This is a genomic window from Paenibacillus sp. CF095, from assembly GCF_900101225.1.
GTDB lineage: Bacteria > Bacillota > Bacilli > Paenibacillales > Paenibacillaceae > Paenibacillus.
In genome coordinates, this window is the sequence record NZ_FMZN01000001.1 from 2,047,031 (window position 1) to 2,060,316 (window position 13,286).

Genomic DNA, 13,286 nt, shown 5'->3' on the forward strand with positions numbered 1-13,286 from the left:
TCATTCACCTATCTTTCTAAGCATTTTTTGCGTGAGAACGTTTGTACCCAGCATCAGGGCAAACAGGACCGTTGCAATGGCCGAGGCATACCCCATCTCGAAACGAATGGTTCCGAAATCCATCAGATGCGTGACAACTGTGTGTGCCGCATAGTTTACGCTCGGGAAACCTGCCAGTGCGATGGAGATCTCAGCTACGGCGAAGGAAGCAGTAATCTGCATTACCGCACCAAACATCAGCTGCGGTCTCATCGAAGGCAAGGTGATGTACCAGAGCTCCTGCCAGCGGTTTTTGATCCCGTCTACGGTTCCTGCTTCAACCAGAGAACGATCAATGGTTTGCAGTCCTGCAATAAAGGCCAGGAAGCTGGTTCCCAGGCTCAGCCACAGCTGTACAATAATGACGATTGCCAGTACATACTTCTCATCTGCGAGCCATTGGATCGGTTCCAGTACGACGCCAAGGCGCATCAGGAAGCCGTTCATATACCCGTAGCTGTCACCAGAGAAGATGATCAGCCAGATGAAAAAGACGTTGCCCGATATGGATGGAGCATAGAAAACCAACGTCATGACCGCCCGAATTTTAGGAGACAGCTCATTGATGATCCACGCAAACAAAAAGCAGGCAATATAACTGATAGGGCCTGTAATTACGGCAAAAAGGAGCGTGTTTTTGAGCGCGATCAGAAATACGTCATCGTTCAGGAAAAGCCGGGAATAGTTCTGCCAGCCGACAAATCGCGGCAGCTCCAGCATATTGAAGTGAAAAAAGCTGAGCCCGAGTGAAATGCCGACCGGAATGACAGTAAACATGAAAAAAATCAGCATAAACGGTGCCATCAATACATAATAATGCCTGCTGAGATACAGATCCCGCTTCAATAGGGACCACCAGCCGACCTGGCGGGTATGGACGGCAGGAGCGGCGGCTGTCTTGGTAGTTTTAGCTTGCAACCGTTACCCTCCCTTTCCTCTATTTCAGATTAAATTCCTTGCGTTTTAACTCAATTTCATCATCAATGTACAACACATAGTCCGATAAGGCTTCACGCGGATTTTCATTTGCATTGACCACCTTGCGGAAGGCGTTGTCCAGATGTCGTCCCGTGAAATAACCTCCAGGAAGCTGCGGGATTCCCTGCACCCATTCCCATTGTTTCTCCAGATTTTGATAATCCTTCACAGGCCAAGGCAATTGCTTCAAGGCTTCGATATTGGCCGTCGGGTAACGGGCAGCCGCTCCCATAAGACCTTCCATTTCTCTCCCGTATTCAATCTGGGTCTGATCATCAGTCCACCACTTCATGAACTTCCACGCCGCTTCCTTGTTGTCGGCATTTTCGAGCATCATCACCGCACTCGTAGCGCTGGCCACTTCATGCCGTATGGACCCATCCGGAAGCTGTGTACCCGGAACAATCGTAAAGTCCCAGAGATTGCGGATTTCCGGAGCCATAACCGTCAGCATGTTATACGTGGTGTAATCAGCAATCCCGATCGGCATTTCCCCGGTACGGAAGCGGTTCGGAAAGTCGGCTTTGAGCGGAAACTTGTAATTGGTATAAAATTGCGTCCAGCGCTTGAACGCGTCCATTGAAATCTCCGAATCCAGCGCACTTTTCTTCTGGTCTTCGGTGTAGAACGTTCCGTCATTCTGATATAACAACATCGCAAAGGTTGAATTCGGAACCAGGTTGGCATTGTTCAGCGTATCCTCTATCGGCAGATAAAACTCCATGTTATGCTTCTGCAGCACGGCGATGGCGTTATATACGTCTTGCCACGTTTTCGGCGGTTCGAGGCCCAGTTCATTCAGAATATCTTTGCGGTAAAAGAGCATTGGAAAATGCTGCTGCTCCGGAAGGGCATATACCCCGTCGTTGTAGCGGTAAGGCGTCAATCCGCTTTCACGGAACCTGCCCGAAATTTCCTCGAAATCGGGGAACTGGCTCAGATCCGCTGTTGCATTCCTCATCGCATAGTTCACCGGAATGTCTTCGCCCATCTGCATGGCAACATCCGGTCCTTCCCCCGAAAGTGTTGCGGGCAGCAAAATATTAGGCGGAACGAGACGTAACTGCACGGACACATCCGTATCCGGGGTAAACGAATCGTCGATCATACCTTTCAGTACTTGGGCCTGATCTCGTCCGGTTGTGATCCATACGGTGATGGTATCCTTCTTTTGTTCCACGTTCCCAATGCTGTCGTAATCTTCGGTATACGAGGCAACATATGCGCCCAGTTCGTGCTTCACCTGCTGGACAGTGCTCGCTTCCGCTTTTGGCAGCGATTCACCCGGCGGAGATACGACAAGGTAATCCAACGTAATCGGCTGTTCACGTACCGATAGAATCCATGTGCCGAGACCGCCTACGTTAATTTTGAACGTATCCAGCCGTTTGGGAACCGTCTCTGGTCTGGCCGCCATATCTTCAAGCTGCAATACCATGGCGTGCAGTACGGCCACTTTGTCACTTTGCTCACCCGTGGCCTTTTCCAGGTAATCTGCAACGGAGCGCAAGGTGTCAGCTTGTCGTTCAAACACCTCCGTCATCTCCGGAATACGCCGTTCCAGCTGGTAATCCCGCAGTGGGTCCGGACTGTTGGAGGTGATCATTAATATTTTGCGATACATCTCATTCAGTTCCAGCACGCTGGATTCCACGGTCCGCAGTAGCGGAGCGATGTCGCCAAGTGTAACCGTCATTCGGATTCGGTGTTTTCCTTTTTCCAGATGAAACTGATATGGCTGATCTTCTCCCGATCCCAACACCTGAGTTTGCCAGGCAGGGCTGTAGTTAAATCGAATGCGTTTCATTTCCTTAAACGGAACTTCGCCGTTAATCGTCAGACTGCGGGTGGCATAGATGCCACGCAATTGATCCTGCTTCACCTTAAGCGCCAGTTGATACAGTCCGTCTTCAGGCACGTCAATTTCCCATTCAATCCATTCGCCCGGCAGTTTCCAGTTAATGCCCCCGATGGCGTTCATCCGAATTTTCGATACATTATAAGGCTCCAGTGAAGGACTTGATCGGTCCGAGATTGGTGCCAGTGTAGGGGATGATTTGCTGACAGCTTCCTCCCCCTGTACTTTCAGCATGACAGGAGCCGCTTGTTTCAAGCCAAGTGAGGCATAGGTCTGCTCCAACTCTGCATAGGAAGGAACTTCGCCTTCTTGGTACAGCTCGATATAATCAATCGCCATGCTCTCTCTTAATGAAGTGAGCGATAACTGCTGACTGCCTTTTTCAAAATAAAACTGAAACGGTTCCTCGAAGTACCCTGCACTGTCCTTGAAGGAAGTCAGTTGCCATTCGGGCTGTTCCACTTGTCTTGGTCTAAGCTCGTTGCCACGATCGTCCTGCCGGACGTTATCCTCGCGATTCCCCCATACCCTGTCAAACAGAAGAATATCGGCCCCTCTGAACGGGACCTTACCGTTAAGCTCAAGCCTGCGTTCGATCCCGGAGCTTTTGCCTTCTACGGGATAATAGTGAATGCGAATGTTGTACAAACCGCTCACTTGAACGGGAACATCCCAGCGAATGGTTCCAGTTTCCGGCGTAATTACGGCACTTCCGTCTAATCCGGCGTACCCTTGCACAATTTCAAATTCCCCATCCTCTGCCTGAACATAAGATTCGCCTTCGATGCGTACAATTTCATCCGGTTTGGCCGTATTGTCATGAGCAGTCAGATAATGCTCATAACTGAATGAATCCTCGGTTCCCGATACCGCCTCAAAGTCCTCAAGCGCATGTACGGTTCCCGGATTACGATCCCGCGATGGATATAGTGTCCATATGGAGAGCACCAAGGCCAGGACAAGCACCAGGATTAGTCCCTTTTTCTTACGTGACCGCATGTTTGAATGTATCCCCTTTCCTGTAAGCGTTGAGAGAACTGAACGATTGACTAACCCGGACAGACCGCACCTTCACTGGTGCGTTCTGCCCGTGTAAAGTAATACTTATTTGTAAACCTCATCAATCGCAGCCTGGAAAGGAGCCTTGTATTTCTCGATCAGCGTAGATACGGACACCCCTTCTTTGAGCTCCCCATCAAAGTCCCAGAACGGCAAGGACGGGAATGTGTTATGGTCGAGAACCAACATACCTTCCGCGACCTCTCTGGCGTTGTTGATATCTGCTTCATCGGTCAGATGTGTCTCCAGTGTGGATTGTCCCGGATACTCATAGATCGAATCGATCTCGTTAATTTTCTCCCAGATGTACATCAGTTGTTCCGGATTCTCGACCGCTTTTGGAATTGTTATAGCCTGGTAACGTGACTCACCGGAGTGATACGCTGTTGCACTTGGACCTTTTGGAAACGGTACAAAACCAATATCGTAGTCCTGCATATCCGTCATAATACCTTCGACTTCGTACATAGCACCTGAATACATCAAGGTGTTGCCTTGACGGAAGAACGTGGATGGCTCTGTCCAATCGCCGCCCTCAGAAGCTCTGCCGACCTTCTCGGTAGCCAGTTTGGACAGGAAGTTCAACGCTTCTTTTGTTTTTGGATCTTCCAGGTTCTGCTTATCTTCTTTGGTCAGAGAAGCCTCGTTGGAATACAGAATCGGTTCCAGCAAGCCCGTTTGAGCGAGTCCCCAAGTATCCAGCTTGCCATCATTGTTTCGATCCTTGTTCGCTTGCTTGGCAACACTGATGAACGTATCCCAGTTCCATTCATCGGCATCCACATACTCTTGAAGTGGCTTCAAGCCGAGCTCTTGCATGAGTGTGCGATTATAGAAAATTCCGTTGATAAACGAGGACTGGTCCTCAGTAAAGCCGTAACCTTTACCTTCATACTGCATGTATTCCTTGGTTGTTTTCTGGTTGAATACCTTGTCGTTTTTAATATAATCATCCACCGGCCATAACAGATCCTGTTTGGTCAATGCCGGAATCGCATAGTTTTTGCCCAGTCTCACCAGATCGCCAAGCGGTTCACCGGCCATCAGGGAAGCAACTACTTTTTCCTGATATTCACCGAAATCGATGGAAACATATTCAATATTAAAGTTGTGTTTTTTCTTCAGCGCTTCGAGATTCTCAAGGCGTTGAATGTTGTCCGGGTTGTTCCCCTGTATTTCCATGTCCCACCAAGCAACAACCTTGATGGTTCTGCCGCCCATGTCAAAGTCCATTTCTGGCGTGGAGTTTTCATTCTTTGGCTCGGTTTCCGCGGGTTTTTGTTCCTCCTGTGGTGTTGTCTTTTCCGGCTCGGGTTGAGCGGTAGGTGCAGAACTACATGCAGCAATCACCAACAAGACCGCAAATACCAGGCTTAGTAGCATGAACTTGTTTTTTCTCATCGTCTTCCCCCCTGATTGTCGTTTGCTATCACAGTGTATCGTCCAAATGAAAGCGCAAACAACCTGCCAGAATACAGATGTTTACCCGGGCTGAATATAGATTTGCGTAATTTTACTCAAGCAAATTGCATTATAGGTTTTAATTGGTAAAGAAATGCACTGTCTACAAAAATATGCACATTGTATGCGCTTTCTTTTATTACCATAATGAAATTAAGTCAAATTTCAGTTAACCTAGCGCATTACAATTCAGCAGAAGGTGAGGTATTGCTTCATGTATGATATTTTACTTGTGGATTTCAGCCGTCGTTTGTGCGGGGAGTTGCAACAGATGTTGCTACGGAGCAAAGCTCAATATACTATCGCAAATTGTGTGTTCTCATCGGCCGAGGCTTTGACCGCATTGTCAGAACGAGACTTTTCCCTTGTTATGGTACATACAGAGAGGTTTGATACCGCGGGGCTCTGGTTATGCAACGACATTCGAAAAAAAAGTCAGATACCTATTCTCCTTATGGGTGGAAGAGATCACTTCAGGTTCGTACGCAAAGCCTTGACGTATCAGGTAAATGATTATCTCCCGTATCCTGTTAGTCCCTCTTCTTTACTTAACAGTCTGCATGCACTTAGATCTCACCTTGAAACCGACCCGGCACACAAAACGTCGTCGTTCTTCAAAACACCCGTTCAAATGAATGGTAAACCCATGCACTCCAGTCATGTTATTCGTATCGTCAAGGCCTATGTACGGGATCATTTGAGTGATGAAATCACGCTGAAGAAGATCTCTGACATGCTTCATTTTAACTGTGCGTACCTTGGACAGAAGTTCAAGCTGGAAGAGAAGATGTCTTTCAATGATTATATGCTCCAGCAACGTATGGAAAAGGCCCAGCAGTTGTTGTCTTCTACGAATTTGCGAATATATGAGATTGCTATTGAGGTAGGTTATAAGGATATTGACTGGTTCTATAAAAAGTTCAAAGCGTATGCCGGATCGAGTCCCAATGCTTATAGAAGACAAAAAATCCACACGGCCTAAAGGTGGATTGCCAAATCGGTTTGTTTATCAATTAGATAATAACCACAAAAAAACGCAGGATGTATTCTTCTTCCTGCGTTTTTTTGTGGTTGTTTGGGTTTGGTCAATTCCAGAGTATTCACCATTAACGTACCAAAAGGGATTCCCGGTATTCTTGGGGAGTCATTCCCGTTATTTTCTTAAAAAGTCGGGTAAACGAATGTGCAGCCTCATACCCCACTTGAAGTGCGACCTCACGTACCATAAGATTTGTGTTCTGAAGCAATTCTTTGGCTTTCCGTATTCGGCAGTCGTCAATGAACTCTGACACATTTATTCCCATTTCCTGCTTAAAAAATCGTGACAGATAGGATGGATTAAAATGATGAAGTTCTGCCAATCTCACCAGAGAAAGATCTTTCTCCAGGTTCTCCTTGACATAACTGCATAAGGAATGAATTACAACGTTAGCGCGTTCCTGTTCATTTGATCTTTTGTAGCGTACCAGTTCATCGGCAGCACGATATAGAAATTGTACTGCATCCTTCATGCATGTATACTCCCCTAAGTGCAACAAGCTTCGTTGATCCGGGATCTTCTGTTGAAGACCCCAGCGATTGATCGTTGAATGCAATAATAAGGCCAGATTGTAGTATGTCTCCATGGCACGTTCCATCGTAATTTCCTGTTGCAGCAGTTCGCCTGCAAGCTCCTCAAATATATCGTAAAATGGCTGAATTCTTCCCGTTTCCAAATATCCTGACATAATCTCGATCCGGTTTGAGATCCGCATGGATTCTTTGGGTACATCAGATGAGAGATCATTACGATGATCCGTGAGTACCATGGATACACCATCCCCAATTTTCATCCACTGGAGTAATCGCAGACGTTCATATTGTTTGGTTAACTCGGACCAATTGCAGCTGCGACTACTTAATGAAAAAGCAATGGATACGCCGAGTGATACCATGCATGCTTCCTGTACCAGTTCCAGTGTTCCTTCTAGAAATCGCACAAGTTTATCATTAGTCATCTCTTCCTCCTGCTTCGGCTGAAGCAGCCAGATCGTATCCCCATAATGGTCCGTTACACTTGCGCTCACTGTACGTTCATTCATCAGAGAAGAGCCGATAATGCGCACAGATTCTTGAACTTGTGAGAGGTCCGAACCTTTTTCTGGCAGATTATTGAACCGACCCAGTATGAGATAAACAGGCGAGTTGATCTGTAATCTTATATCTCGTTTGGATAATTCGTCCTGCATATCCATAGTAGAATCTATAACCGCTGTACAATCTTGAAGTAACTTCCGCAAATACTCTTTTTGCTGAATCAGTGCAAGCTGTGAGTTGACTTTATGAGAATGTTCCAACAACTCAACCATGCTGTGACTTCGCCGGATCTCTTCCATCACATCTTCTACAACAGACATCACCTTGTCATAACCTTCCGTTTTGAGCAAGTAACGCACGTTAGCCATCTGAAAAGCTTGATATGCATAATCAAAATCGCTGTGTCCTGTCAGAAAAATGACGCGACAATTCGGCCAACTGGCTTGAATCAGCTCTGTCAGTTCCAAGCCACTCATGCCCGGCATGCGGATGTCCGTTAGAACAATGTCAATTCTCGAACGCTGCATCCAGGACAATGCTTCTGTAGCAGAGTAGGCTTTACATACGTCAAGCTGGTCGGGTATATGTCTGGCAAACGTTTCATAGAGACTATCCGTAATAATCTCCTCGTCATCTACAATCAAAAGTCGATACATTCGTTTTCTCCCTCTTTCCACTGGATTCGAATTGTGACTTTTAACCCTTGCAGTTCACTTCTGGATAGGAAAAGGCCACTTCCTTCTCCATACGTCAGGATCAGACGCCGATGAATATTTATTAACGCGGTCATTTCGTCTGTACCTCCGTCCTTATGCAAGCGTTGTTGAAGAGTTTGAATGTGTTGCTCTTCCAACTCATTACCATTATCCTCTACGGTGATCTCGGCATATGAACCTTCCATATTAAACCCAATAATTAGAAGTCCGGAGTCCGTATTCTTTTCAAGGCTGTGTTCGTAGGCATTCTCAATAATGGGTTGAATAATGAGTCTGGGAACTTTAATATGTTCCATCTCCGCAGGTAGTGACCCAAAATCAACTTTGATTCGTCTGGAGAATCGTAATTGTTGAATCTCTGTATAGATTCGTGAATGCTCAACTTCCACTTTCAACTTCACATGATCGGTTTCATTCCGGGTAATGAACCTGAAATACTCTCCGAGCATATTCGTGAATTGCTCAATACGTTCGGTTTCTCCTGTCCTTGCGAGTGAATTCAGAATAAAGAAGCTATTGTACAGAAAATGAGGATTAATCTGCGATTGGAGCTGTTTCAACTCGGCCCGCTGCATCATCAGTGTTTTCTTAAAATCACGGTCGATAAGGGATTGAAGATTTTCAATCATTAGATTGAAACGGGTGTAGAGGAAGCCAAATTCATCCTTTCGGTTATGCGCAATGGGGACATCAAGCATGCCTCCCTCCATTTTTTTGAACCTTTTCACCAACAACAGTAACGGGATATGAATCAACTTGTAACTTGAATAGAGATACGCCGTGATGGCAACAAATGATGTAATTGCAAACAGCCAAGCCCAATGATAGAACTTGCTAAGTGGCTTGGTAACAATTGCCTCAGGTAGATATGTAGCTACGGATAAGCCCAGGGAGTCCATATGCAACTGACTAACATGGTACATGGTGTCCCCGACTTTCATCCGAAAGCCATCAAGTGTACCCTTTACACTGTGCTCGCGGTAATTCGCGAGAATAACACTAGCTTGATGTTTATCTGTGATGGCATGCCCCGTTTTGTCCTCAATCAGAAAAGTTGAACTCTCCGGGTACAAATTAAGCCGTGTGAGTTCATTCTGAAAATGGTATGTATCCAGCTCCACCTGAATGACAAAAAGCGGGGGTTCTCCTCTCGTGCCTGTCAATCTGACGGCACTTAAGTTCAAGGCGTCCTCTTTCACAGTGAAACGTGTACCTTTTCCTTGCATGCCTGAACTGAAATATAGATATGAACTTTTATTGAAATCATCGATGCCTTGGATCGCGGATATACTCTTGCCAACAGAAGGGATATGTACATGAACGTTTTTGATATAAGCAGTGCTATTCTTAAATGAAGCGAGTCGTTCAGTCAGGTAATTTAATGTATCACGCCGCTCAACCTGATCCATCATGTCCCAGAGAATGGCCAGACGATTGAGTTTTCGATCCTCAACGATATCAAACTGCTGTAATTCCATCCATTCTATCTCTCTGTTTAATTCCACCACATATTGGTTCAAACGTCTTTCCGTTGACAATGATATTTCCTGGCTTGCATTGTCATAACTCCAATGATACAGATACACGCCAAGAAGAATAAGGGGGAGCACAAATACCAGATAGGTGATTATTAATCGCGCAAATATACTGTTAAACCATGATTTAGCAGGGATCTTGATCAATGCATTCACCTCCAATGCCAAAGGCTGAGTGGGTTCCTTGTAAGAATAAAGTGAACATTAGCGCTCCTTTGGCTTGCTGGTGCGAAACCACGCGTTAACCTCCGATGTGATCTGATCTCCCCCCAGCTTGCGCCAATTCTCAACGAATTGATCAAACTCATCTATCGACCTGCCTAGAATAATGTTCATATAGGCTTCAAGCTGAAGATCCCGAAGAATAATTTGTCGATCAACCATCGTGTCCGTAATTCCGCCCGTGAACTGATCATAGAGTAGTTGGCCGTTCTTCTCGTAAGAATCTGCAATGCTAAAAGCACCCGAAGGCCCATAGGTTTGTTCCCAGCCCCATCCGCTCTCTACATCTTCCAATTCATAGGCCACAATGCGTTTGTGAATGGCGAGAGCTTCATTCTGCAGAGCCGAGAAGTCTCCTGTATTTCTGGCATCCCGAATTTGTTTGTATGCATCTATATTTTTATTACCGGGAAAAGGAGTTACTGGTGAAAGCATCCACACAGCTCGGGAGTCGTCATTGTAGTATGTTTCATACTGTGCCTGATCCCCCCAGTTGATGTCCAGATGCAGATTCATGAGCTTTACAACAACTTCCGGATTAGAGAAGCCCTTTTTTACAGCAAAATATTGCCCCGTGTTGGAACGTAGCGGTACGAACAGACTCCGGTCCGACTTGGCAACAATGGGATATGCCTGCCATTCTACATCTATACCTGTATCACGGGTGCTCTGAAGCATAAAGGATGTCCACTGTTCGCCGTAGAGCATCCCTATTTTTCCATCCTGAACTAAACGAAACGCCTTGCTTCCACTTTTATAGCCAAAATCCGGATCAAGTTGGCCTTCACGATACAACGTTTGCAGTGCTTTCAGAGCCTCTCGAACTTCAGGCTGTATACCTCCATAAGTGAGGTTTCCTTCTGCATCTTTAACCCATATATTAGGGTAGGCACCGTAGCCTGACATCAAGCCTGCAGCTCCCATAACTGGATCCCAAAGATGGTTCGTTAGCGCAAGTCCGTACGTATCCTGCTCTCCGTTCCCGTCGGGATCCCCTTCTGTAAACGCTTTCGAAACCTGGAGAAGTTCTTCCATCGTTTCAGGCGGCCGTAGCCCCAAATGCTCCAACCAATCGGTTCTAATCCACAGGTACTGCGCAGTCTCAATCGAGGAAGATGATTCGGGAATAGCCATGAGTTTGCCATCAATGGTTGCCGCATCAAATGCTCCTCTTCCCTCCGCCTCCAATATACTCTTTGTAAGTGGGGAAGCATACTCTTGGTACACATGGGTTAAATCTTCGATCATTCCAGCGTTGCTCAGTTGTCTAAGTTGATATGGATTAACTTTCACTACATCTGGAAAACGTCCTGCAGCAAGGGAGACACCCAACTTCTGATTGTATACATCTCCATTAGCAATCCAGTCATAGTGAATTTGAATACCTAGCTCTTTCTCGTACAAACGAGTCCAGCGATTATCCAGTATCGTCTCACCGGGTAACTGACTAATCATGCGCTCAAGGTCATCTCCGGTTTCCCTGACAAAAGAGACTACGATGGGAGGAGAATACTTTTCATACGTAGCGGGAAGTTGAATCTGCTGACCCTCTTGCTGCGGTTGATGTTGTTTGGTATTACCTTCGGTATGACCTGCTGGTATGGACACAGCAAGGAACAGAATGAAGGTCCATCTTGTTATGTCCAGACATCTCTTATACATGACGACATGCCCCCAGTTCGGTTTGAACAACTCTCTTCTCTCTGTCAATTATGAATCCATATCATTGTACAACAACTTGTACTCATTGAATACGAAAAGCCGCCGTTGGGCGGCTTTTACATATTTCATTGCTTCTCATCAGGATGAATCACACGATATTCGAAATTCGAAAAGTCAGCTGTTCCTCCAGCTATTTGGGTTGAATATACAAACAACCCCGTTCGGCAACCCATAAAATGATCGAGTTTATATACCATTTTATGGACAATCCCTATATCTCTCCATTCCATCCCATCGAAATAGGCAAAAGAGCACTCATCCAGATTATTCTCAAAATTTCCAAATGCTTTCAGTTTAACTACTGGATCTGATACCGGGATACGTTCATGTTCAGTGGCTGGCTTCTGGTCGATCAGATTGCCAAATATGGTTGAATCTTCACTATCTCTGGCATGCATGACCAAGTAAAACTTGCTATCCTGCTTCGTAAGAGCGATCATACCGTACGAACCGATTAGAAAGCACAAGCCGGCATAATCCCCATCATTCAGACGACTGCCGTCAAGCGTAACCATTGCTTCGCAAGCGGGCCCCATTGAACGCTGGGTTAGTGTGTTTACCGCAAATGTCAGATTTGGGCTGATCTGTCCCGTTCGAACACGATACACCCCCGGTTTCTCTGTAACGGACCAGAGTTCATGATTAGGTGTATGATTCCATTGCCAAAAATCACGGAGTCGGATGTTTCCATCTTCTTCGGGTTGATAATTGAAACTGTCGCTACCTACTAACGGGTTATAACGGTGCTCTGGTCTTGTGCTTGGGATATCAATCTGTTTCGGCGCTTTGTTTGCAAAGACCGGTTTACCTTGATCAAAGTGTAGCGGAACCAAAACAGGAACCCGGCCAACAGCCCCATGATCCTGAAACAGCATGGCATACCAGTCTCCATCCGGCGTATCTACGATCCCGCCCTGAGCAACACCTGAATTGAAATAATCCATATCGTCATTAAATACTTCTCCACCAGTGAAGACATCTTCCAGAGAGTCTGCCATATAAAACGCCTGTGTTCTCCGTCCGGAAGCTTTCGTTATATGAATTAGGAACACAATATATTTACCATTGATCTTGTAAAAATGTGCTCCTTCATAACCAAGGTGATGAGGCTGCTCGTCTTTTACGATCAAGCGATGCACTCCACCAGGTTTGGGCCCGGACAGATCAGAGCTTAATTCGGTCAGATAGATCTCGGTATTACCGTACACGAGATATGCTCGTTCATCATCGTCAAAGAATAAGGAGCAATCATGGTAGAACCCTTCCACGATCTGCTTCTTCCAAACTCCCGAGATGGAGGTCGATGTATACAAGTATGTCTTACGAGTATCATTCGCAACAAAGATCACATAGAACATCCCATGATGATAGCGGAGCGATGCAGCCCACATGCCTTTACTGTAAACGTGATGACCATCCACCAGCCGTTGTGCAGGCGTATCGTCCAATGTGTCGTATACATATGTGGCTACTTCCCAATGGATCAGGTCATATGAACGCAGGATGACACATCCCGGCATCATGTGCATGGTTGTACTGACCATATAATATGTGTCCTCTACACGAATAACGTCAAGATCCGGGTAATCGGCCCAAATAATCGGATTCGGATACATGCTT

Annotated in this window: 8 protein-coding genes; 1 reads left to right on the plus strand and 7 read right to left on the minus strand. The window is 46.0% G+C overall.

Annotation, left to right across the window (positions count from 1 at the left end; genetic code table 11):
- From BLS69_RS08870 to BLS69_RS08880, 3 genes are all read right to left on the minus strand, one after another.
- Positions 1–957 carry a carbohydrate ABC transporter permease gene (locus BLS69_RS08870; RefSeq protein ID WP_091030518.1) on the minus strand — a complete coding sequence of 319 codons (957 nt, stop codon included), beginning with the start codon at positions 955–957 and terminating at the stop codon, positions 1–3.
- 19 nt (positions 958–976) lie between these two features.
- Positions 977–3,874, minus strand: coding sequence for an extracellular solute-binding protein (locus BLS69_RS08875; RefSeq protein ID WP_091030520.1), 2,898 nt, complete (start codon positions 3,872–3,874; stop codon positions 977–979).
- 105 nt (positions 3,875–3,979) lie between these two features.
- Positions 3,980–5,335: an extracellular solute-binding protein gene (locus tag BLS69_RS08880; RefSeq protein WP_036670945.1), complete on the minus strand. Its 1,356-nt coding sequence runs from the start codon at positions 5,333–5,335 to the stop codon at positions 3,980–3,982.
- 274 nt (positions 5,336–5,609) lie between these two features.
- Here BLS69_RS08880 and BLS69_RS08885 point away from each other — a divergent pair, with 274 nt between their 5' ends.
- A complete protein-coding gene (locus tag BLS69_RS08885) occupies positions 5,610–6,377 on the plus strand; it encodes a helix-turn-helix domain-containing protein (protein ID WP_036670943.1) in 768 nt (255 codons plus the stop codon).
- Between the two features lie 124 nt (positions 6,378–6,501).
- Here the strand turns inward: BLS69_RS08885 and BLS69_RS08890 are convergent, their stop codons facing one another.
- From BLS69_RS08890 to BLS69_RS08905, 4 genes are all read right to left on the minus strand, one after another.
- Positions 6,502–8,127, minus strand: coding sequence for a response regulator (locus tag BLS69_RS08890; protein WP_091030522.1), 1,626 nt, complete (start codon positions 8,125–8,127; stop codon positions 6,502–6,504).
- Entirely contained in the window at positions 8,112–9,869 is a 1,758-nt protein-coding gene (locus BLS69_RS08895) for a sensor histidine kinase (RefSeq protein WP_091030525.1), read from the minus strand. Before BLS69_RS08895 ends, BLS69_RS08890 begins: the two co-directional genes overlap by 16 nt.
- A gap of 57 nt (positions 9,870–9,926) precedes the next feature.
- Positions 9,927–11,606 carry an extracellular solute-binding protein gene (locus BLS69_RS08900; protein ID WP_091030527.1) on the minus strand — a complete coding sequence of 560 codons (1,680 nt, stop codon included), beginning with the start codon at positions 11,604–11,606 and terminating at the stop codon, positions 9,927–9,929.
- A 125-nt stretch (positions 11,607–11,731) separates the two neighbouring features.
- A complete protein-coding gene (locus tag BLS69_RS08905) occupies positions 11,732–13,282 on the minus strand; it encodes a glycoside hydrolase family 43 protein (RefSeq protein ID WP_091030530.1) in 1,551 nt (516 codons plus the stop codon).
- Between the last annotated feature and the right edge of the window lie 4 nt (positions 13,283–13,286).

Excerpts from the sequence above, each read along its gene's own strand:
- BLS69_RS08875 (WP_091030520.1), bottom strand. The coding sequence starts at position 3,874 with ATGCGGTCACGTAAGAAAAAGGGACTAATCCTGGTGCTTGTCCTGGCC.
- BLS69_RS08880 (WP_036670945.1), bottom strand. The coding sequence starts at position 5,335 with ATGAGAAAAAACAAGTTCATGCTACTAAGCCTGGTATTTGCGGTCTTG.
- BLS69_RS08885 (WP_036670943.1), top strand. The coding sequence starts at position 5,610 with ATGTATGATATTTTACTTGTGGATTTCAGCCGTCGTTTGTGCGGGGAG.
- BLS69_RS08890 (WP_091030522.1), bottom strand. The coding sequence starts at position 8,127 with ATGTATCGACTTTTGATTGTAGATGACGAGGAGATTATTACGGATAGT.
- BLS69_RS08900 (WP_091030527.1), bottom strand. The coding sequence starts at position 11,606 with ATGTATAAGAGATGTCTGGACATAACAAGATGGACCTTCATTCTGTTC.
- BLS69_RS08905 (WP_091030530.1), bottom strand. The coding sequence starts at position 13,282 with ATGTATCCGAATCCGATTATTTGGGCCGATTACCCGGATCTTGACGTT.